The 21886-nt window shown below is 35.5% G+C and carries 19 protein-coding genes; 3 read left to right on the forward strand and 16 right to left on the reverse strand.

The window, feature by feature from the left end; genetic code table 11:
- The first annotated feature begins 43 nt into the window (after positions 1-43).
- Complete coding sequence (gene glnD / locus B8W84_RS06090; protein ID WP_094752385.1) at positions 44-2662, forward strand: [protein-PII] uridylyltransferase; 2619 nt, start codon at positions 44-46, stop codon at positions 2660-2662.
- Here glnD and B8W84_RS06095 read toward each other — a convergent pair.
- The 4 genes from B8W84_RS06095 to B8W84_RS06110 form a co-directional block, all read right to left on the reverse strand.
- Positions 2657-2911 carry a hypothetical protein gene (locus tag B8W84_RS06095; RefSeq protein ID WP_094752386.1) on the reverse strand — a complete coding sequence of 85 codons (255 nt, stop codon included), beginning with the start codon at positions 2909-2911 and terminating at the stop codon, positions 2657-2659. The two genes, glnD and B8W84_RS06095, sit on opposite strands and share 6 nt — an antisense overlap.
- Positions 2912-3545: 634 nt before the next feature.
- The gene (locus tag B8W84_RS06100; protein ID WP_094752387.1) at positions 3546-4937 is read right to left on the reverse strand and encodes a sigma-54-dependent transcriptional regulator; all 1392 of its coding nucleotides are present in this window, start codon (positions 4935-4937) and stop codon (positions 3546-3548) included.
- A gap of 1 nt (position 4938) precedes the next feature.
- Positions 4939-6039: a sensor histidine kinase gene (locus B8W84_RS06105; protein ID WP_180706034.1), complete on the reverse strand. Its 1101-nt coding sequence runs from the start codon at positions 6037-6039 to the stop codon at positions 4939-4941.
- A 113-nt stretch (positions 6040-6152) separates the two neighbouring features.
- Entirely contained in the window at positions 6153-7589 is a 1437-nt protein-coding gene (locus B8W84_RS06110; protein WP_094752388.1) for a sigma-54 dependent transcriptional regulator, read from the reverse strand.
- A gap of 352 nt (positions 7590-7941) precedes the next feature.
- Between B8W84_RS06110 and fliS the strand changes: the two genes are divergently transcribed.
- Both fliS and B8W84_RS06120 read left to right on the forward strand, forming a co-directional pair.
- Positions 7942-8337 (forward strand): flagellar export chaperone FliS, encoded by a 396-nt coding sequence (fliS, locus tag B8W84_RS06115; protein ID WP_094752389.1) that lies wholly within the window; start codon positions 7942-7944, stop codon positions 8335-8337.
- A gap of 12 nt (positions 8338-8349) precedes the next feature.
- Complete coding sequence (locus B8W84_RS06120) at positions 8350-8649, forward strand: hypothetical protein (protein WP_094752390.1); 300 nt, start codon at positions 8350-8352, stop codon at positions 8647-8649.
- A 109-nt stretch (positions 8650-8758) separates the two neighbouring features.
- Here the strand turns inward: B8W84_RS06120 and B8W84_RS06125 are convergent, their stop codons facing one another.
- The 12 genes from B8W84_RS06125 to fliD all read right to left on the reverse strand — a co-directional run bounded on the left by B8W84_RS06125 (position 8759) and on the right by fliD (position 21813).
- Positions 8759-9358 carry a DJ-1 family glyoxalase III gene (locus B8W84_RS06125; RefSeq protein WP_094752391.1) on the reverse strand — a complete coding sequence of 200 codons (600 nt, stop codon included), beginning with the start codon at positions 9356-9358 and terminating at the stop codon, positions 8759-8761.
- A 103-nt stretch (positions 9359-9461) separates the two neighbouring features.
- Entirely contained in the window at positions 9462-10943 is a 1482-nt protein-coding gene (locus B8W84_RS06130) for a DUF2264 domain-containing protein (RefSeq protein WP_094752392.1), read from the reverse strand.
- Positions 10944-11075: 132 nt separating this feature from the next.
- Complete coding sequence (locus tag B8W84_RS06135; protein WP_094752393.1) at positions 11076-12125, reverse strand: glycoside hydrolase family 88/105 protein; 1050 nt, start codon at positions 12123-12125, stop codon at positions 11076-11078.
- Positions 12126-12220: 95 nt separating this feature from the next.
- Positions 12221-13051 (reverse strand): 5-dehydro-4-deoxy-D-glucuronate isomerase, encoded by an 831-nt coding sequence (kduI, locus tag B8W84_RS06140; protein WP_094752394.1) that lies wholly within the window; start codon positions 13049-13051, stop codon positions 12221-12223.
- 141 nt (positions 13052-13192) lie between these two features.
- Complete coding sequence (locus B8W84_RS06145; protein ID WP_094752395.1) at positions 13193-14074, reverse strand: PTS system mannose/fructose/sorbose family transporter subunit IID; 882 nt, start codon at positions 14072-14074, stop codon at positions 13193-13195.
- Positions 14064-14840 (reverse strand): PTS N-acetylgalactosamine transporter subunit IIC, encoded by a 777-nt coding sequence (gene agaW / locus B8W84_RS06150; RefSeq protein ID WP_094752396.1) that lies wholly within the window; start codon positions 14838-14840, stop codon positions 14064-14066. Before agaW ends, B8W84_RS06145 begins: the two co-directional genes overlap by 11 nt.
- A 27-nt stretch (positions 14841-14867) precedes the next feature.
- Positions 14868-15380, reverse strand: coding sequence for a PTS sugar transporter subunit IIB (locus B8W84_RS06155; protein WP_094752397.1), 513 nt, complete (start codon positions 15378-15380; stop codon positions 14868-14870).
- A gap of 405 nt (positions 15381-15785) precedes the next feature.
- Positions 15786-16943 (reverse strand): SIS domain-containing protein, encoded by a 1158-nt coding sequence (locus B8W84_RS06160; protein ID WP_094752398.1) that lies wholly within the window; start codon positions 16941-16943, stop codon positions 15786-15788.
- Positions 16943-18244, reverse strand: a complete 1302-nt coding sequence (kbaZ, locus tag B8W84_RS06165; protein WP_094752399.1) for a tagatose-bisphosphate aldolase subunit KbaZ — start codon at positions 18242-18244, stop codon at positions 16943-16945. The genes B8W84_RS06160 and kbaZ overlap by 1 nt, the downstream gene beginning before the upstream one ends.
- 724 nt (positions 18245-18968) lie before the next feature.
- Positions 18969-19142: a hypothetical protein gene (locus tag B8W84_RS08010; protein WP_180706035.1), complete on the reverse strand. Its 174-nt coding sequence runs from the start codon at positions 19140-19142 to the stop codon at positions 18969-18971.
- An 88-nt stretch (positions 19143-19230) separates the two neighbouring features.
- Positions 19231-19359 (reverse strand): hypothetical protein, encoded by a 129-nt coding sequence (locus B8W84_RS08140; RefSeq protein ID WP_257797921.1) that lies wholly within the window; start codon positions 19357-19359, stop codon positions 19231-19233.
- A gap of 390 nt (positions 19360-19749) precedes the next feature.
- Positions 19750-21813, reverse strand: coding sequence for a flagellar filament capping protein FliD (fliD, locus tag B8W84_RS06175; protein WP_094752401.1), 2064 nt, complete (start codon positions 21811-21813; stop codon positions 19750-19752).
- Positions 21814-21886: the final 73 nt, after the last annotated feature.

The following is a 21886-nucleotide window of genomic DNA, read 5'->3' on the forward strand; positions in this document are numbered from 1 at the left end:
AAATGCTGAGTGGCTCTATATTCCCTGATTGACTGAGGTTTATATGCATTTAGGCTCTTTTTCACCGTCTAAAATAGAACAAAAAAATTTAAACCTCTCTTTTTTGAAAAATCATCATCTGCAATTTCAAGCATGGCAAGTCGAACGTTTCAAAGAAAATATTCATATCAATCACTTAGTACAACAACGTGCTCTCTATATGGACCAATTACTCTCGCGATTATGGCTCCTTATCGGCTTGAATAAATGTTACTCTTTATGTCTACTTGCAGTCGGTGGCTATGGCCGCGCAGAGTTACATCCCAAATCGGACATTGATCTTTTAATTTTGTCTCTACACGAATTTAAGATTGAAGAAGAAGAAAAAATCAGTGTTTTTATCACTTTCCTCTGGGATTTAAAGTTAGATATTGGACACAGTATTCGCAATTTAAATAATTGTTTTACTATAGGTAAAGAAGATATAACCATTGCCACTAGCATGCTTGAAGCTCGTTATATTCAAGGTAATCAAAAAGCATTAAAAAAACTACAACAATTACTGCAACACAAAGATTTTTGGCCATCTGATAAATTTTTTATTTTAAAAAGAGAAGAGCAAAGATTACGCCATAAAAATTGCCGAGGCGATGGTTATAACCTTGAGCCAGATCTAAAAAACGGATGCGGTGGATTGCGCGATATACAAACTATTAGTTGGGTTTCAAAACGTCATTTTGGTGCCAGTAGCCTGTTAATATTGACACGTTATCATTATATTACAAAAACAGAATACTATGAGCTTATCGACTGCCAAACTTTACTCTGGCGCATACGGTTTGCATTACATACGATTGCGGGTAAAGCAGATAATCGTCTCCTTTTTGATTTTCAAGGAGATGTGGCCAAATTGCTTGGCTATCAAGGTTATCAGGGCTTAGCTATCGAAAACATGATGAAAAAGTTTTACCAAACGATTCATCGAGTTAAAGAACTAAATACTATGTTATTACAATATTTAGATGAGGCTATTGTAAATAAACCCAATCCTAAAATTATCCCTATCGATATGCATTTTCAACAACGCGAAAACATGATAGAGCTTAAAACGGCGTCTTTATTTAAAAAACACCCACACACTATCTTGCAACTTTTTTTATATATTGCCCACAATAAGAATATTATTGGCATTTATTCCTCAACTCTGCGTGAATTACGTGAAGCAAGGCGACATTTAAAACAATGGTTACAAGATATCCCTGAATGCCGACGTTTATTTATGCGCATAATTAAACACCCTCGAGGAATGGGGCTCGCTTTTACACTGATGTATGAATATGGAATTCTCGACGCATATATTCCTCAATGGAGCCGAATTGTAGGACAAATGCAATTTGATCTTTTTCATGCTTATACCGTTGATGAACATACACATAAATTACTCCAATATATTTATCATTACCCACAAACAAAAACATTACACCCGCTTGCTCATGATATTTTTCGCTATTTAGAAAAACCCGAATTACTTTTTTTAAGTGCTATTTTTCACGATATTGCAAAAGGACAAAATGGCGATCACTCTGAACTGGGTGCCATTGATGCATATGATTTTTGTACTTTACATCAACTGAGCCATGCAGACAGTAAATTTGTTGCATGGCTTGTTAAGCACCATTTAATTTTATCTATTACGGCACAACGCAGAGATATTAGCGACCCCAGCATTATTCGTAAATTTGCAAAAACCATCAAGAATGAAACACATCTTAATTATTTATATTGTTTAACAGTTGCTGACATTTGTGCCACCAGTGAAGGCACTTGGAATAGCTGGAAAGGTAGTTTGTTACGCGACCTTTATTCCAGTACAAAAAAAATGCTACGCCGAGGACTTGATAGTTCATGGGATTTAAGGCGCCATATTAAAAATAGAAAAAAGAAAAGTTTAGCTTTATTGTGTAATGCTGGTGCAGATGAAAATGCAGTAATAAACATTTGGAAAAACTTTAAAATTGATTACTTTTTCCGCTATCGTTCAGCGCAAATCGTTTGGCATACACTCGCCCTTCTAAGCCCTTATAATAAAGAGTTACCTTTAATACTTATTAGTACCAGTTGTCATAAAGATGCGACCGAAATTTTTGTCTATCATCGAGATATGCCCTCTATTTTTTCGTCCGTTGTCACCGAAATTGATAATAAACGATTGAGCGTCTATGATGCTAAAATACTCTCAAGTAGAGATGCTTTCACACTCAGTACTTTTAGTGTCTTAGAGCAAGATGGTAAACATATTTCAAAAGATAAAATCCAGCGCTTAAAAAAAGCAATTGAATTAGCACTCATTGACCCGGAGAAAGTAAACTACCAACAAAAAAAGATTATTCGTATCAAACGCCAATTTAAATTTGAACCTCAAATTACTTTCTTAGCCACTCGCAATAAACGTACACAAATAGAAGTTGTCGCCTTTGATGCTCCGGGAATTTTAGCAAATATCGGAAATGTATTTCGTAAACTAAATTTGATGCTCTATACCGCAAAAATCACCACTATTGGTGCACGGGTCGAAGATCTTTTTATCCTTTCTACACGCGAAGGCGATGCACTAACAGTCGAACAAGAAAGTGATTTACAAACACTGTTGATTTTAGAACTCAGTCCAAATAAAAGCTCATGATGCTACGTCAAAGAAGACAAATTCATGATCTAGTAACTCTAATACAACGATGCTTCCTACTGAGATAGATTGCTGAGCGCTTTGTTTTAATAGATAAATCATACCTTTATAAATTACTTTAAGCTGTAAATGAGCACCTAAAAACAATACATCTATCACTTCTCCTGAGCTGTTTTCATCCAATCGTATAAGTAAGTGCTCAGGGCCTATTAACAAAAATAAAACATCACTAATAGGTAATCCCCCCATTTTTAATGGAGTTCACCAATAGACATTTTTCTCTCTGATTGTTTAAGTTTTTGAATGGGTGTAATACCACCGATTCCCATGTTAGGTCGCTCATGGTTATAAGTCCATAACCACTGTGGTGCTCTTTTTTGTAATTCTTCGATAGGGTACACCTTTTTCGGCTTGTTTTAATATCGATAAAATTTGGCTGTCGCTAAAATGTGCTTTTTTCATGAAAATTCTCCTGAGTTAAATCATACGAGAAAATTCTACTTTGACTTCGATTATTTTTCGGGGGGATTACCTCTACACGCTGTAATTTTATGCTCACTGCATATAACACCAAAATCTGAAATAAAGTTAAAGTCATCTTGCACTTACACTTTTAAGTAATTTCTTTACCCCTAAAATCAGCAAAATAACGAGAACAAGGGTAATTACAAAATTGCTTTGCACTGTCTAATTGCACTATTTTACCGCTGCATTATGGCGATTTATCTACCTTCTCTTTGCTATGGGTAACAAATAAGGCTCTGTCGAAAATTGACGGAGCCTGTGCCGTATAGTGGATCTTAAGTAACGATAATTAATCAAAAATATTAGCACTTAAATATAGACATTACATAAAAAAGGCCACTTTCAAAGTAGCCTTTAATTAAAGCGGTAAGACTCCCTCTTCTTTCATTTTTGCAATTTTATAACGTAACGTTCGCGGGCTAATACCAAGTAATTCTGCAACCTCTTTACGTTTTCCAGAGCAACTTTGCAATGCCTCTAATATTATTTTTTTCTCTTGATCTTTTAAACCTTTACCTAATGCTAATTGCGCTGATAACGGCGACTCTTGTTGGATATCATCTAAATTAATATCCATAATATTCTCCGAATCAGAGTCCCCAGCACAAAGTCTTTCTTCAAGTTGTGCGTCCTCTAATATTAATGCGTCGATCTCAATACAAGTCCCTTCGGATAAAATCAAGGCGCGCTGTAATACATTATCTAATTCACGTACATTACCTGGCCAAGAATACGACAATAACAGTTGTTTACTTGCTTCACTCAAGGTGAATATAGCTTGTTTTTGTTCAAGGGCATGTCGCGTTAATAAATGTTCTGCAAGTGGTAGAATATCACCAGGTCGTTTATTTAGCGGTAAGCACTGCAATGGAAAAACATTTAAACGATAATAAAGATCTTCTCTAAAAGAGCCATCTGCAACCGCTTCTTTAATATCTCGATTACTCGTTGCTATCACGCGCACATTTAATTTTATTGTTTTTCTCCCGCCTAAACGCTCTACTTCTCGCTCCTGTAATACACGTAATAATTTAACCTGCAATGCAAGCGGCATCTCCGTGATCTCATCCAGTAAAATGGTACCATTTTGAGCTTGTTCAAATTTACCGGGGCATGCTTGTATTGCCCCCGTAAAAGCGCCTTTTTCATAGCCAAATAACGTCGACTCAAGCATAGTGTCCGGAATAGCACCACAATTTATAGCTATAAAAGCACCATCTGCACGTGTAGATTGGTCATGTAAATAACGCGACAATATTTCTTTACCACTGCCACTTGGACCCGTTATCATCACAGTGGCATCACTCAATGCAACTTTTCTCGCCATATTAAATAATTTTTCAGTATGTATATCGCCATAAATAGGCGTACAAGATTCAACATGATTAATAGGGGCATAGCGACTGACTTGATTTAATAATACTTCAGGAGAAAAGGGCTTGGATAAATAATCAATCGCACCATCACGCATAGCATTTACAGCATCATTGATAGTTGCATAAGCGGTCATTAATAAAACAGGTAACTGTGGATATTTTCTTTTTATGTTTTTTAATAGAGTTAAACCCGACATGCCGCCCATTTGAATATCACTGATCACCAAATCGAATTTTTGCTGATTTAAAACAATTAATGCTTGCTCTGCACTATCGACCTCAACACAGAGATAACCCGCTAATAATAACGTATCAATTAATGCTTCACGTAGCCCTGCATCATCTTCTACCACTAATAGTTTACCCTGTGCCATACTAACCTCCTATAACCTGTCCAAGTAAATTTTGATGCTCTCCAACACGATATAACGGTAATACAAGCGTAAAGCAACTGCCTTTACCAAATTCAGATTTAACTTCAACACTGCCTTTATGTGATTGGGCAATAGACTGCACCACGGCAAGTCCTAAACCTGTGCCTTGCGATTTTGTTGTATAAAAGGCTTCCATTACTTTTTCTATATGCCCTTTTTCTATGCCCGGCCCATTATCCATTACTGATATCTCCACCCATTTTTCACCTCGACGCTTGGCGCTGATATATAAACGAGCGCCTTGCCCCGTTGCTTCTATTGCATTCGAAATTAAATTTGTTAACGCACTGATTAATGAGCTTTTATTGGCTAAAACCAATAGGTCTGGATCCGGAAAATGACATTCTAAATGCCCTTTAACACTCGCTAAAAGTGTTTCGCTTGCTTCTTTCACGTCTTCAATTAGATGTACAACAGATACTTCATCAATAATTTTTTGATCGCCATTACGCGCAAATAACAACATATCATTAACTTGTATTTCTAAGTCTCCTAAACGATTCATTAACTTACCTTGAAAGCGTAAACGAGAAGCTTCGGTTAATGTTTTATTCGCCAAATTAGCACCATATAACATAGCGGCTGAAAGTGGTGTTCTGATTTGATGTGCAAGTGATGCAACCATTTTACCCAATGATGATAAACGTTGTAATTTTGCAACATGTGCTTGAAGCTTACGTGTATCGGTTAAATCCGTCAGCAAGATAAGTTGTCCTGCTTGTCCGTTAAGTGGTGAAATAGACAATTGAATACGACGGTTATTACGTAATGATATTTCATGCCCATCATCACTTTTAGGTGCGAATGAGCGTGTAATAATATCGCTCCATAACTGCCCTAACAAAGGAGCGCCAAGTAAAGTGATAGCGACACGATTAGCTTGATCAATAACACCATATGTATCAAGCACAACTAAACCCGAAGGAAGTTCGTTACATAGTTGTTGCATATAACTTGCCTGTGCACGCAACTGCTTTAACTCTCCAGAAAAAGACTCTACATCCAAGTTTTTGTCATTGTGTTTTTTATTGCAAGTATTCATCACTTTCCCTGCTTATATAATTCAATATACAAACAATAAAGCAATGATCATGCCAAATAAAAACTTGATTATTTACATGACTTTATATTAAAAAGCCATAGTTTTGACACGTGTTATTTACTTAAACTATATTTTTTCATTTTTTCAACCAATGTAGTGCGACGCATCGAGAGTAACTCTGCAGCATGAGAAACAACGCCATTTTGACAATCTAAAGCTTGTCTTATCATCTCAATTTCAAATGCTATTAATTTATCTTTTAAATTCATACCCGCTTCAGGTAGGTTTTCCAAAAAACCGCCTGTTATTTTATGTGTATCAGAATCATCTACGACCGTAGACACATCAGAAAAAATATCACAAAGAGCATCTCGCTCAGCTAAGGCTTCTTGCTCTGCACTATATTCAGTGCTCTCAATATATTCCCCTTGGGCATCTATATAACGATATTTAATCGGTAAATCGTTTATATCCACGATTTTATTCGCATTGAGTATTAATAAACGCTCGAGTAAATTAGAAAGCTCACGCACATTACCCGGCCAGTTATGCAACATTAATGACTCTAATGCTCTTTGTGTAAAACGTAATTCTACTTTATTATCTATTTGTAATCGCACTAATAATTCTTGTAATAATAATGGAAGATCTTCCGAACGATCCCGTAAAGCGGGTTTTTCAATAGGAAAAACATTCAAACGATAATAGAGATCTTCTCTAAACTTACCCTCTTCAATCAACAATTCCAAATTACGATGTGTAGCAGCGATAATGCGCACATCAGCTTGTATCGTTTTAGTTCCTCCGACACGCTCAAATGTACGTTCTTGCAGTACACGTAAGAGTTTAACTTGCATTGGCATTGGCATATCACCAATTTCATCTAAGAATAATGTACCTCCATAAGCAAGCTCAAATCGACCTTTACGCATAGTAAAAGCCCCCGTAAAAGCCCCTTTTTCATGGCCAAATAGTTCACTTTCTATTAATTCAGCCGGAATAGCACCACAATTAATAGGAACAAAAGGTCCTTTTTTACGTTTTGATATATTATGAATAGCACGTGCTGCCACCTCTTTACCGGTACCCGATTCACCTAAAATAAGCACGTTAGCTTTACTGTCTGCGACTTGTTCGATTAAATAACGAACATCCCGAATACGCTCCCCCCGACCCACTAACGCATTCACTAAATACTTATTGGTTTTAAATGTTTTTTCTTTAGGAAAATTAAAGGACTGACAATAGTACAAAACTTGCATTAAAATTGCATACTTAATTGGTTTTGTTAATACGGCAATATGATTTTCATGATGAACATCAATAGCACCGGATAAAGTCAGAAAAGCACTGCGCGGAAATTGTTGAAACAATTCAGTGGATACCTCACATAAAATAATTGCCAGAGCTCGAGCTTGATCTACTTTATCTAATAATTCATTTTTTCCAATTCGCTCGCACGTTTCGCCAATAAAATTGAATACTGCAGATAATTCATTATATTGGGCTTGGTCGCTATCAACTACATAAATAGGAAATCGTTGTTGCATTTTGCCTTCTCTAAAGAATAAAATATTATTTAAGTTTAAACAAAAAAGACTAAAATGCGAATAATCTATGTCAAAAAAGTGACCTTCTCTAAAGAATAAAATATTATTTAAGTTTAAACAAAAAAGACTAAAATGCGAATAATCTATGTCAAAAAAGTGACGCCGACCAAATTATGACGGATTTATCATTAATATGTTGAATGTTATTGCTTTATTTGTTTTATCTTACATATACTTATAGTATAAGTGCGTGATATATATTTTACATGCAACAAAAAAAGAATTAAATGATTTTAAAAAACAACATTTAGCGTAAACTTAATCAGAACATATCGTAGTAAGGAAAATACACATGCGCATGTCTATAAAAAAATATCAAAACACCAACATGACACATGTTGAACAAGCTGACCCACACACGCTTATCTCTTTAATAATGCAACATATACTGGGGAACCTTGCAGCCGCCAAAGGAGCGCTAGATCGTAAAGATATTGAAAACAAAAATAAACTCTTAGGTAAAGTCATGGGTTTAATTGGAGAACTTCAAGATAGTTTAGACATGGAAAAAGGCGGTGAAATATCACGCCACTTATACGATTTATATGCTTATATGATAAGCCAAGTCACCAAAGCAAATATAAAAAACGACTCGAGTTTCCTAACTGAGGTGGGTACTTTAATAAATGAAATAAAATCTGCTTGGGACGCTATCCCTGCAAATATTCGTCAGCAATATGATCGCTAAATAAGGCTATTTATGATCAATATACAGACTCAATTAAACGCGCTATTTAAATTAGAAAAAAAACTAAATCAACTCCTTGATGATGAAGAATATGAATTATTTCAACAACAACAAATATTTTTATCTGATCAGATGAATGCGCTTTTATATAACAATCCAGAGCCCATATTAGTTGGCGTTATTGATGACCTAAAATGCTTGGAAAGTACTATTGCATTATTGCAAAGTAAAGCAAAAATCATTCATCAGCAACTAAAAGAAAAATCTTTATCTCAAAAACGTAATAAGAATAAAATACAAGCTTATAAATAATTCTAAGACAAAATTTAAGTATTTCCATCTTAGAATTATTAAAGAATAGGCGCTCATAAGCAGAATTTACCAATGCAAAAAAGAGGTCCCTCTTAAATGAAACAAATCCTTATTTTACGATTTTCCAATGATCAAAATAGATATGTTCTGCTTGCCAATCTACTTTGTTTTTATTCCGTTTAGGATCTCGTTCATCTCCGAGTAATAACTTAGCCACACTAAATGCAAACTCAAAACTTACCCCTAAACCTCGTCCAGTAACAATATTTCCATCAATCACGACTTTTTCTTGTTGATAATTTCCATCGGAAAATTTATCACTAAGTCCATCACCAGTCGTATAGTTCTTACCCTTTAATAAGCCATGTGCAGCTAATACTTTTGCACCCGACGAACAAAGCGCACAGATATATTTATTTTGTTGTATATGCTTTTTAAGAAAGCTAATAACTTCAACATTGGCCGACAAATTATCTGTGCCGACAGGACCACCAGGCATCATAACGGCATCATACGTTTCATTCATACAAGAATGTAGGGTCTTATCAGCAGTGATCCGTGTTTCAAAATAGCTGTTAAGCATAACCGTTTCCATACATGATAAAACGTCTACATCAATATCTAGTCTTCTCATAATATCAATAAATACCACTGCTTCTGCTTCTTCAAAACCATCGGCAAGCAAAACAGCCACTCTTTTTTTTAACATGATATATTTCCTTAATTCTTTATATTTTCACATAAATATTGCACAGTGATTATCATCGGCAATATATTCATTCACTGTTATCTTCTTTTTCCATGCTAAAGCATCAAAAGAAAGTTCCCATTTTAGATGAATAACAAGTGACACCTTTACGTAACAGATTGTTTTTCGGCCTATCTGCACGTCCGGTTAACATCTCTTTAAACTTTGATTGTATACTTTGCGTCAATAAGGTCCGAGAGTATGGATTTTGATCTTCTGTATAATCTTCTTTAAAAATCACGACAACCTCTTGAGTTTTTGCAATACCTATCACTTTGGCTGCTATCGCATCAATATCAAATTCAAAATCACCGAGTTCAATCGGCAATAAATCTTCTGCGCTGTCCCAAAGATTAATACGTCCCCCACAAAACAGGGCGATATTAAGCGCTCGCATAGACCAGAAACAACTGGCAGGGCCACTATAGTTATCGATAAGGCGCGCATCATCTGCAAAAAGACCTTGTGTTGGCGCACCATATTTTAATGCATCATTGCGAATAAAATACTCAAGACTCATTCTAAACGCCCGCTTAGCTTCACCCACGGTGATAGCCGAGCTATTTTGATCTAATGCTGCAATAAGGGGAGCTGCGGCTGCCAAACGATAACATGCACTGCGTCCAAAAAAAGGAATACCCTTGGGAGTGAAAAAATAACGATAGGTAGCCACATGAGCAGACAAAGCTTTATGAATAAAGGGGGCGTCAAAGTCTGGATCAATTTGATCTAACCAATACAAGGAGTAATGAAATCCCCAAGCATTATAATAATCATAATTACCTTTAGCACCATCTCTAAACCAACCTTCACCGACATAAAACTCTTTTATTCGTGCATATTTATCATGCGCGATAAAATCTTCACCAGTCAGATTTTTAATAACAAATTGAACCTTTAATATAAAAAGATGCCAATTATTATCCACCGTTTTACAATGATTAATTTGCTTAAACCAAGTGATTATCTGCTCTTGTTGCGTTTCACTATATTTAGACCAAATAAAATCTTTTGCTAACCAGAGTGCCAAAGCAAGATCTGCACTTTCGCAAATTTTTTGATCGTAACTAGAAAGTTCGCCCCAGTAGCCCCTATGTTTAGGATCTGTACCCGCTAAAAAGGCCGTGAAGAGCATATTTTCAATATCTATAGGTTGACCATCCATTTTTTTCGGGCCGTCTGCATTGCCTTTACTCGCATGTAACCAAGCGGCTAATGTAGGTAAAACACGACTCACGCCTTCAAGTGCATCTGTTTTTGCCGTTTGTTGGCTAGGACGCCCAGGATAGTATGCATAGCTATTATCCCAGACGGAATAATGTTCAAAAGCTTCTGCTATATACGCAGTTAATAAGTTACACTTTTCCTTAAGATTTATATTTTCTTGTGTAAAAACATACTTTATTTTTACGTCATTTTTATGATATTTAGATTTTTTATAAATTTGACGACGTACGTTTTCTTTAAATAAGGTGTAATACATTCGGGCATCGGGATGCTCACAAGGAATATGTGGACGATCAGTTTCTTTTATTTTTACACTCACGATCTAAAATCTCCAATAAAGTAAAAATCAAAATATCTGCGATTCAACATACTTGCATTAATCTTCTTGTTTTCATTATGGGATAATATAAACATTTTATATTCCCCCTTTTTTCGCAGATAAATATTTTATTTATTCGCCAAGTAACATTATTTCAGTGCCGGCTAATATAAATACCCCGCCACCATAGTCACTATTATGTTTAAACTCTACATCTCGAGGATTAAATGCAGGTAGTTGCACCCAACCCATCATGCCATTATCATGAATACAAGTGATTAAAGAAGCCCATGATTTTTCAACCCTAGGTAAATATGTATCCTTATCTAAAATACCATTATTCACTCCCCAAGCCAGCCCATAACAAAATAACGCAGTAGCACTACTTTCTGGAGCAGGAAAAGCATCTGGATTTAATAAACTGGTACGCCAAAAACCATCTTCTTGTTGATATTTAACAATCTCTTGAGCCAGATTTTTAAATAATTTAATGTATTTCGGACGATCTACATAATTTTCAGGTATATGTGCTAATAAGCGAGGCAACGCTGCGAGAACCCAAGCGATTCCTCGACTCCAAAATACTTTTTTACCATTCTCTTCTCGTAACTCGGTCTGCTCAGTATTGGGAATATAACGCTGGTCACGATAAAAAAGCCCTGTTTCAGGATCATATAAATGCTCAACAGCATCCCAAAAAGCAGTATTCATATATTCTAAGTAACGATCATCTTGAATTAATTTTGATAATGCGGCAAAACCAGGAGGTCCCATAAATAAAGAATCAGACCACCACCAGTCCTCACGGCCTAATTTAGGCTCATTTAGCATCAAATCAAACGCTTTAATTGTCGGCTCAAGAGCTTCTTTTTGATTTACTACGGGATAAACATCTAAATAAGCTTGTACACAAATATGATCATCTGCAAAACGTGCATTGGGGCCCGTTCTAAAACCGGTGTGTAATGTGTAATTCATAACACCATCAAAATATTCACTATCTTCAGTTGCTTTCCAAGCGGCAGCAACAGAAGTCCAAAAAACCCCACGTTCCCAATCTGTGTCTTTAATAAAGCGTGTTTTACCACTGCGTCTTAATACACTACGTGTTTGATTTTGTACCTGATAACGATAAACTCGCTTCATTGCATCTAATATTTTTTTTTTACTACCAACCGACATTTTAATATCCTTCAGAAACTATTTAAGCACTGTAAACAAGACTTATATCTCACCAAAGAGCGCTTTAAAATAAAAGCACTCTCACGGTCATTGTTTTATTTAATATCACTCAATGCAACATGATCCATATCGTGGAAGGTTTGGTTTTCACCTACCATTCCCCAGATAAAGGTATAACGAGCAGTACCGACACCCGAATGAATTGACCAGCTTGGACTTATCACCGCTTGCTCATTACGAATAACTAAATGACGTGTTTCTTGAGGCTCGCCCATATAATGGAAAACTATATTATCCGCGCTCATATCAAAATATAAATAAACTTCCATACGTCTTTCATGAGTATGGCAAGGCATTGTATTCCATAAGCTACCTGGTGCGAGTTCCGTCATCCCCATGACTAATTGACACGTTGGTAATACAGCTGGATGGAAATATTTATAAATTGTTCGTACATTACAGTTTTCAGCAGAGCCTAATGTTTCTGGAGATGCATCTTTACGCGTTATCTTACGCGTTGGATAAGCGTGGTGTGCTGGTGCACAATTAAGGTAAAATCTTGCTGGATTTTTTGCATCCAAACTTTTAAAGGAAACTTTTTTGGCTCCCATCCCAACATAAATCGCTTCGCGTGCACCTATTTCAAACGTTTCACCATCAACAATAACGGTTCCCGGCGCTCCAATATTTATAATTCCTAACTCACGGCGTTGCAAAAAGAAATCCACACCCAGCTCTTTAGCACCTTCTAACTCAAGTTCTTCTGATGTAGGTAGTATTCCACCAACAATAATACGGTCAATATGGCTATATGTCAGATTGATCTGTCCGCTTTGAAATAAATTCTCAATCAAAAAGTGCTCACGTAATTGCTCTGTATCTAGCTGCTTTGCATGTGCACTATGAATCGGTTGACGTATTTCCATCTTAAACTCCTAAATAACTATTATTCATTTATTAAATTGATTTTAACTTTAAAAGTGAAAATCAAACTTCTAATATTTTATAATCATGTACTGCTCCTTTGTATAAGAAGGAAAAGAGAATATCTTTTCCTTACATATAATTTATATAATTCCTAGCATATGCCCAATAACACCAGCTGCTAATGTTGCAAAAATAAGTACGGGAGGTTTTGACCAAAACCCCGTCTTTTTAACCCTTGAAAGCATAAAGAACACTAAAATCAGAGGTAGCATATTCGGCATTATTTTATCAAATAATTCACTTTGTAACTCAACGATTTTCCCGCCCATTTCCAGCGATAATGTTGTTTGTAAATGAATAAAGGATGCTGATAACGCACCGATAACAAAAATACCCATTATATTGGCAGCTTTCGCTAATCGCTCGCTGGCATCACCCATATTAACCATCGCGGCAGTACCCGCTTTATAACCCATAAACATCAAACCAAAATAGACAAAAAAGTGAATACTTTGATATAAAAAGAAGAATACGAAAGGCCCTGCTATTGATCCATCTAATGCAATAGACGCACCTAATGCTAATGTCAACGGCATCAAGGTCATGTGATCAATTGCATCACCAATCCCCCCCGTCGGTCCCATACCCGCCACTTTCATTACATTTATCATGGAAGGTTTTTCTTTGTTTTCTTCCATCGCAATGGAAGTTCCTAATAAAAAAGTAAATAATTTAGGGTGTGCATTAAAAAACTGTAAGTGATTTTTTAATGCGACGGATAAATCACGTTTATTATTACCATGAATTTTTTTCAATGCCGGGATAATTGAAAAAGCAAATCCCCCCGCTTGCATACGTTCAAAGTTAAAGTTACCTTCCATAAATAAGCCACGAAAAGCACAGATCCATAGATCTTTTTTAGTAATAACTTGCCGTACCGTTGAATCTTCATAAGCATCAACATCTTTACTCAGCGAGCCCTGAACTTGAACATCTACTTCATTTTCTATATTAGATTCCATCTTCAAAGTCCTCATTACTAGTATTTGAATTGTTATTATTACTATTATTTCCACTAAAGAAATAATATAAAGCTGCCATTGACGCCCCTAATACAGCAACCGCCATCACCGGAAGATGTAAATACGTTGTCATTACAAAACCAATAAAGAATACTCCGGAGACCTCTTTTGACCACATAACCTTAAGTAACATTGCGAACCCAATAGCGGGTACCATTTTTGCACCAATTCCGAGTCCTTCTAGTAACACTCTAGGGGCATTTTCATCAATCCACGCAGCACCATGCTCACCAAAATAAATGGTAATAAATGCGACAACCGCATATAACATCGCTCGGGAAAGTAATGTGGCGATAAGAAGACGATCAATCCCTCCAGGGTTTGCATCTTTCGCATATTTGTCAGCTCGACTCATCGTAAATGACGTTACCGCAAAGAAACCTATGATTAACATTTGCATTAATACTGCAATCGGCATACCTACGCCCATTGCAACATCTGCAGATTCTCCAGTCATCACGGCAAAAGCCACCGCGGCGATGGTACCTAATGTCACATCTGGTGGCTGTGCACCCGCATTAGGCACTAAACCAAGCCAAGCTAGTTCAAGCGTTGCTCCCGCAATTAAGCCGATTTGCATATCTCCCATGATAAAACCAACAACGGGTCCTGTAATAAGAGGGCGATGAATGTTCAGATTAATATCGTATTTATCGATGCCACAGAAGAAGGCCCATATTGCAACCATCGAAGCTTCAAAGATCATGATTTAGTCCTTATTATTTCTCTAATTTTAAATTAATATTTCGTGTTTTTTTTCTACTAAGCTAATAATATCAACCGCGTTTTGATCTGGGGTGTTTTGCACAGTACAAGGCACACCTTTAGCAATTATTCGCTTAAATGCATTCATATCATTTTCATTCACAGAAACGGTTTTTGTTATTTGAGATTTACCTTCGTGATAATGCATATTGCCAATATTACATTGCGTAAGAGGAACTCCGCCTTCCACTAATCGTGCAACATCCGTTGGATTATTACATAAAATAAATATTTTCTGTTTTGCTGATGCTTTACTTATGACCTCAATTGTTTTTTGTATACTAAAGAAACGAACCGCATATTCCCCTCCCGCGGATGCCTTCATAGCCGCTTGCATAAAAGGCGCATTAGGGCCTTCAGCAGCATCATCATTGCAGACTAAAATCAAATTAGCGCCAGTATGCTTACCCCATGTGATTCTTATTTGACCATGTAAAAGACGCTCATCTATACGCGTCCAGACTATATTTGTTTCGCTCATATTCACATTCCTTTTTTCATCGCTAAATTTACTCATTGGAGTATCTATCATCTTTGATTTTATTTCTTTGACGAACCGCACAAAAAAACAAAAAAAGGGATTTTATTGGAGAGGATAAATATTAATGACAAGATATAATACGATTTATCTCCTGTTTTTTCTCGATAAGTGCATAGATACATTCTATTTTCATAACCCTTTTAACTCTATATCTTGGGTTATATCGCATTATTGAAATACTATTTAACAAATAGTATCTAATATACTTTAGGGTATTATAACATCGAATTACCCACTCATTCTTTAATACAATCTTATATACAGAGCATAAATAAAAATTAACATTCAATCTATTGTTAAAAGTAGCCTCATGGCTACTTTCAATTACAAATATAAATCAAAAAATCACAATGAATGTATCGTGACACCTTGTACAACACGATTCACTTCACCACTCGGACACGGTTTATCTGGGGAGTTTTTAAGCGCTAATGCGCGATGAAAAGAATATGATTGTGCAAACAACATATAAGGGAATAATAACTCTACATCGTTTGCCTCTTGCATATTCGGGACGTAAATATATTCCCCGTCCATGACTCTTTCATCTTTTTGCGCCGTAATAGCAAGTACTTTACTCGCATGTGCATCTCGACGTAATTCGGCAAGTAAATCTAAATCATATAAACGCGTGTATGGGTCATTAGAAATAAAGACAACAATGAAAGTTGAAGTATCGACTATCGATTTAGGACCATGGCGAAATCCTAGAGGAGAATCATAACAAGCAACGACCCGACCAGCAGTTAACTCTAATAATTTTAAAGCAGATTCTCTTGCTAAACCTTTAAACCCTCCACTGCCTAAATAAATAACACGTTTGTATTCATGACTGGCCATCTCTTTAATATCAAAGTTCATATCCTCAAGTAATACTTTAGAAACAGCTGAAATGTTTTTTAATTCTCTTAAAAAAGGAGTTTTATAAGATAAAACTAAAACGGCAGCTAATAACATACAAGAAAAACTAGATGTCATCGCAAAAGATTGATCGTTTGTTTCTTTCGGCATTAATAATGCCAATGCATTCTTGTTATTTTGGCATCGTTGGTATAACTCACCTTCAGCATTACAGGTAAGGATCAAATGAAAGCAAGTAGAAAGACATTTATCCGCTAATTCTACCGTGGCCAAACTCTCAGGACTATTACCGGAACGAGCAAATGAAACCAATAAAGTAGGAATATTTTCTGCAAAATATTCCTGTGGATTAGCCACTAAATCTGTTGTAGAAATAGCATCAATACGACATTTTAATTTTCCAACTAATGCGGGTGCAATTGATTCTCCGGCAAAAGCAGATGTTCCTGCACCCGTTAAGATAATACGGAGATTGGAAAAAACATCCATTTTAGTTAAAAATGTTTGTATCTCATCACTTGCATTTTCAATGATTTTAACTGTTTTTAACCAGCAACTCGGTTGTTGTGAAATCTCTTTAGCTGTCCAAAATGCAGATAATTGTTTTAACTCTTTTTCTACATAACCCAGATATTTTTCCATTATAAATTACCTTTTGGCGCATGGCCTTGTTTACTTGCCTGTGCGTAACTTCTTAATACTTTACGAATTTTATCTAAAACCAATGCTTTTGGCTCTGCATCAAGTTGACCTTTTCTTAGCGCATTAAACTGCTCTGGCATATACTGGCTTAATAGAGGAAAAGAAATCGTTGATTTTTCAAGATTAGAAAATAATACACATTGTGCCTTATGTATTTTTTCATCTGGCCAATAATAACGAATACGATCACTAAAACTAAACGTACGAGAAAAACGTTGATCCGTTGCATTACCTTGATAATATTTTTCCCAATACTCCGGTGAGGCACACATTTTTTCTTCTATTATTTCTCGTAAATTACTGCAATATGCTTTAGGTATAATTACCTCTTCTATCGCACAAAGATTAAATAATGCTTCTCGCATTGCAAAAGTAAGAGCTGGGCCTACTTTTAAAATAGCAAAATGTCCTTCAACTAACGCATGATAAGCTTTATCTGTTTGATAATCCGTTGAATGAGCTTCAAATATCATATGCGGATAAGCATCAACAACCGTACTTAATTGTTGTGCTTTTTCTGGGCAATAATCTATAACTCCGGTATGATCAAACTCAACACCAGGTTGAACTACAAGGCCTATTACTCTATCCCAGCAACTTTCAACTCCCACTTTTGCAAAGGCTGCCCGATGAGTTTCAATTGTCATTTTAGCGGCTTTTGCGGATGTCACTTCGAGCTCAAGTAATTCTTCTAACGCGCCACCAGGCACAGGTACTTCCGTACCAATAACATAAACAATATCACTGCACCCAAATTCTTTAACTGCGGTATCCTCTGCAATTTTAGCTAATCTAGCAGCTCTTTGCGCAACAATTGCATCAGAAAGAGGTTGTGGATCATCCGCACAAGACATACTGCAATCAAGATGAATTTTTTTAAACCCTGCACTCACATAAGCAACAATCAAATCATCCGCATTGTGCATCGCTTCTTTGGCATTAAGATTTTGCCAACGGTTAGGGCCTAAGTGATCACCACCAAAAATAATACGTTCAGAAGGAAATTTAAGTGTGCAAGCTTTTTCTTGCACAAAATTTATAAAGTCTATCGGGGTCATCCCCGTATATCCCCCAAACTGATCAACTTGATTAGACGTAGCTTCGATAAGTACGACTGATTCATCTTCTAATGCTTGTAATAATGCAGCTTCAATCACGAGAGGGTGTGCAGAACAAACAGAATAAATTCCACAAGATTCTCCCGATTTATGTCGTTGTACAATCTGTTGAAGGGTATTCATTGGCGAACTCCAAAAATATGGCAATGTTATCTAATAGAGGTACGTTTTCTTTTTTATTTAAGTACATTTAACTTGTTATTATTTTTATCGGCATAAACAGAAAAATATTTCTATCTTTTAATTTCAAAAATAAGATCTAGCTTTATTTCTATGAAACACGAAAAAACCAATAAAAAAGTAAAACCTTTTCTTTATTAGTACATTTAAAATTATTCTTTCTTTACTAGCTGTGTATAACAACACTAGCACTCTGATCCATTCGCTATCACATTCATCATTTAACATTTAACATTTAACATTTAACATTTAACATTTAACACAAAACAAAGTGACAACGAAAGGTAGACCTTTCGATCTCTTTCGCCAATCGTAACTCAATCGATGGAATAGAACAATAGAAAACAATAAAAAGCACGAGCTCTTTCACAATCTTTCTTCGATGTCATTTAGACAAAATCATTTTTAATACAGCACCAATTTGATAAACTTTCGACAGAAAGAACATAATACAACTTAAAATCAAAGCCTTATACAAACAAGTAAATTGTAAATTAGCACTCTCAACATTAATTTCGTGTTATTTATATAAAACAAGAGGTGAATATGCATTGAGACAAAAGAAAGGATAATGAAAGAGTGAAGGTAAATCTTCTGTTTTATGGTAAGTTTTAATCGTGTCATAAAATTTACGCGATTATTCATCCGTGTGTTTGTAAAATTAATTTTAGTTCGATACAAAGTTTATCGATAACCTCCCCCCCCAACTAGGCGCCAAGTTTTTATAAAAATGACTCGCATTTTGCATTGCTAAAGACTCAGTGTGATCCCCTCCTTCGAAAAACACTTCTTTACCAGGTAGAAATACCCATGACTTAATACCTAAACGGGTTGCAAACATTAATGCTGCATTACTCGCAGAAATAACCAAATCTAAATTTACAATTAAAGCACCATAGTTTTCAAAATCAGCAGAAGCTACGCAATCACTAAAGTGTAATATTTATGCCATGCTTATACTTTAACTCGTCACGTTCTCGTTGATGCTCTCCGTATTTTAAATTAACCCACTCAATACCCGGTATTTTCAACAAAGGCAATAATTTTTCTAATTGCATTGAATATGCGTTTTTATTTTTTTTCCCTATGAAACTAAGACAAGCCCACTCTGAGTTTATTTTTATTTAACATTCTTGTTTTTTTATTAATCAAATGTTCGGCTATTTTCAAAGGTATTTGTTGTAAAAAAATACGTTGATGGGTGATATAAATAAGATAAGGAACCTGCTAAAATTTGTAATTCGACATATTCCTAAGTATTTTAAGAGTAAAATGACGCTGGAATGAAGGATATTTATAAATTTAAAAGAGTAAGATATATACAATTTAAGAAGTTAAACTAAAGTGCATCATTTATTACTAAATTTTTACCTTTTTTGAAATTCCTTTTCTACAAATATCAGCTTAACTCCTCGTCAGCGGTTCCACCCTTAATATAAGCATGATAACTAATCTCGAGTATAGCCCGGTAAAGACTTTAAAGAATTTTTTAAATTAGTCATAGTATTACCCATTGTCGAAACGGCCATATCCATAGAATTAAAGCTTTTATATAAACGCGCTTCTAGTTTATCCATTCGATATATTAAGGTTTCTTTTCTGGTATCAAGTGACGCTATTTTTTTATATAAGGAGTCTATTTTTCCATCAATGATACCTTGGCTTGAATTCATATCACCACTTGATCCCGATATATTACTATCGATAATTCCCGACAGTAAATTATTCATCAATTTCGTCATACCTTCCGCATAAGTAACATCACCTCTTGAACCTAAAAGACCACCTTCAATTAATAATTTAATACCTGTAGAGTCACCCTTTTCTGAGAGTAAATATTGTCCATCACCATAACCGGATTTACCATCAATTTTACCTTGTACATTTGTTCCTGAGACTCCAGCAGACACGACACCCACACCAAAATCAGCATAAAATCCAGCACCAACTTCATTAAAAGCAAGGCTTGATCCCGAGCCAAATTTATTAGAAGTAAAAGTTAATTTTCCCGCATCATTCCTCACACTAATACTAATGCCATTTTTAATGAAGCGGGGATCCGAATTTATTTTCAACTGAATTTCTATTGCTAAATCATCAATAGATGCATATGTTTTTTGACTGAGCACAATATCATTAGAGAGATAACCATCTATACGAATTTTAAAAGTATTATTATCATCATTCACCGTAGGCGTTTGACTTGATACTACGCCATCACTCAATGTCGCTTGTGTGGCTAATTTAGAAACTTCAACGCTATAAGTACCAGGTTTAGTTAAACTACTATGCTTATCAAAGGTAATAAACGTATCACTTGCAACCCCAGTGGCGGTAAAAAAATCTGCGATCCCTTGCATATCTTTATTTAATGCACTGTCCAAAGTTGAAGCATTTAATTCCAACGTACCGTCTCGCTTGGTTAAGATTCCTAAATCAGCAAAACTATGTATTGAACCCTGAATATGCTTAACTTGAGTATTCAAAACACTGCGCATCATATTTTTTATATTGCGGATTGTTGAATCGCCATTTAACACACCATTATTGTCTGCTTTAACACCATTAAAAGCTGTTAACTCGTTCATTTTTTCAAAGGTTGCATTATAGTTCTTCACAAAGGCTTCTATTTGCTCTTTCACTTTACTATTATCAGAGCTAATTTTCAGCGTAACTTTCTTATTAAGTGCGGTTTCACCGTTAATATTAAGTGTCACACCTTGAATTACATTAGTTATTTTATTGCTATCTCGAACAATTTCAATACCATTCATCACAATTTTTGCATCTTGTGCCACCGATGTTTGATCTAAATTTTTATGCGTTGCTGTATAAATAAAATTATTTAAAGCATTACCCTTGTCAAGAGTTCCCCCTTTAGTATCTGCAACTGTTATTTCAAGGGCATTTTCTTTGCCGGTTGCTTTACTTGTTAATACCAGTCGATAACTATTACCATCATTAACAATCGATGCAGAAACACTATAATCACCCTTATTAATGGTGTTACGTAATCCTTCTAATGAATTATTCGAGCTATCAATCGTAATTTTTTCTATCGGTTTATCCGCATTAACTGAAAAAGCACTTGCATCACTATTATAGTGACCAAAACGCAATAAAATAACACCTTCTCCAATAGTATCTTTAATACCTGAAAAGCTACTATTAGAAGAAGAAACAAGCACTTGGGCTTGTGCTTTTTGTTTTACTTCAAATTGCCATGACCCGATTTGTGCTCCAACACCTAGTTTAGTATCGAGAATGGAGGAATCGCTACTATTTGCACTTGCAGCAGAAAAAGTTGAACGATATGCGAGATCTTTATAAGAAGATTTGAAATCATCAAGATCACTATTAAGTAATCCATAAGCAGAAATGATAGCCGTAGCTTTAGCATCTTCTTTGGTTATTTTAGATAATGCTGGTTCTTTTTCAGCCCCCACAATAGCGCCAACAATCGAATTGATATCAAGTCCAGAGCCAAGCCCGGTTGAAGTTACTGAAGACATACGAACCTCCTTATTTGAGATGACTCTTTATTTTACGTAGATAAATACAAAAAACGAACCAATATCAAATAGA

It is taken from the genome of Psychromonas sp. CD1 (assembly GCF_002239585.1).
Classification (GTDB): Bacteria; Pseudomonadota; Gammaproteobacteria; order Enterobacterales; family Psychromonadaceae; genus Psychromonas.

Excerpts from the sequence above, each read along its gene's own strand:
- glnD (WP_094752385.1), top strand. The coding sequence starts at position 44 with ATGCATTTAGGCTCTTTTTCACCGTCTAAAATAGAACAAAAAAATTTA.
- B8W84_RS06095 (WP_094752386.1), bottom strand. The coding sequence starts at position 2,911 with ATGGGGGGATTACCTATTAGTGATGTTTTATTTTTGTTAATAGGCCCT.
- B8W84_RS06100 (WP_094752387.1), bottom strand. The coding sequence starts at position 4,937 with ATGGCACAGGGTAAACTATTAGTGGTAGAAGATGATGCAGGGCTACGT.
- B8W84_RS06105 (WP_180706034.1), bottom strand. The coding sequence starts at position 6,039 with ATGAATACTTGCAATAAAAAACACAATGACAAAAACTTGGATGTAGAG.
- B8W84_RS06110 (WP_094752388.1), bottom strand. The coding sequence starts at position 7,589 with ATGCAACAACGATTTCCTATTTATGTAGTTGATAGCGACCAAGCCCAA.
- fliS (WP_094752389.1), top strand. The coding sequence starts at position 7,942 with ATGCGCATGTCTATAAAAAAATATCAAAACACCAACATGACACATGTT.
- B8W84_RS06120 (WP_094752390.1), top strand. The coding sequence starts at position 8,350 with ATGATCAATATACAGACTCAATTAAACGCGCTATTTAAATTAGAAAAA.
- B8W84_RS06125 (WP_094752391.1), bottom strand. The coding sequence starts at position 9,358 with ATGTTAAAAAAAAGAGTGGCTGTTTTGCTTGCCGATGGTTTTGAAGAA.
- B8W84_RS06135 (WP_094752393.1), bottom strand. The coding sequence starts at position 12,125 with ATGTCGGTTGGTAGTAAAAAAAAAATATTAGATGCAATGAAGCGAGTT.
- kduI (WP_094752394.1), bottom strand. The coding sequence starts at position 13,051 with ATGGAAATACGTCAACCGATTCATAGTGCACATGCAAAGCAGCTAGAT.
- B8W84_RS06145 (WP_094752395.1), bottom strand. The coding sequence starts at position 14,074 with ATGGAATCTAATATAGAAAATGAAGTAGATGTTCAAGTTCAGGGCTCG.
- agaW (WP_094752396.1), bottom strand. The coding sequence starts at position 14,840 with ATGATCTTTGAAGCTTCGATGGTTGCAATATGGGCCTTCTTCTGTGGC.
- B8W84_RS06155 (WP_094752397.1), bottom strand. The coding sequence starts at position 15,380 with ATGAGCGAAACAAATATAGTCTGGACGCGTATAGATGAGCGTCTTTTA.
- B8W84_RS06160 (WP_094752398.1), bottom strand. The coding sequence starts at position 16,943 with ATGGAAAAATATCTGGGTTATGTAGAAAAAGAGTTAAAACAATTATCT.
- kbaZ (WP_094752399.1), bottom strand. The coding sequence starts at position 18,244 with ATGAATACCCTTCAACAGATTGTACAACGACATAAATCGGGAGAATCT.
- B8W84_RS08010 (WP_180706035.1), bottom strand. The coding sequence starts at position 19,142 with ATGTTTGCAACCCGTTTAGGTATTAAGTCATGGGTATTTCTACCTGGT.
- B8W84_RS08140 (WP_257797921.1), bottom strand. The coding sequence starts at position 19,359 with ATGCAATTAGAAAAATTATTGCCTTTGTTGAAAATACCGGGTATTGAG.
- fliD (WP_094752401.1), bottom strand. The coding sequence starts at position 21,813 with ATGTCTTCAGTAACTTCAACCGGGCTTGGCTCTGGACTTGATATCAAT.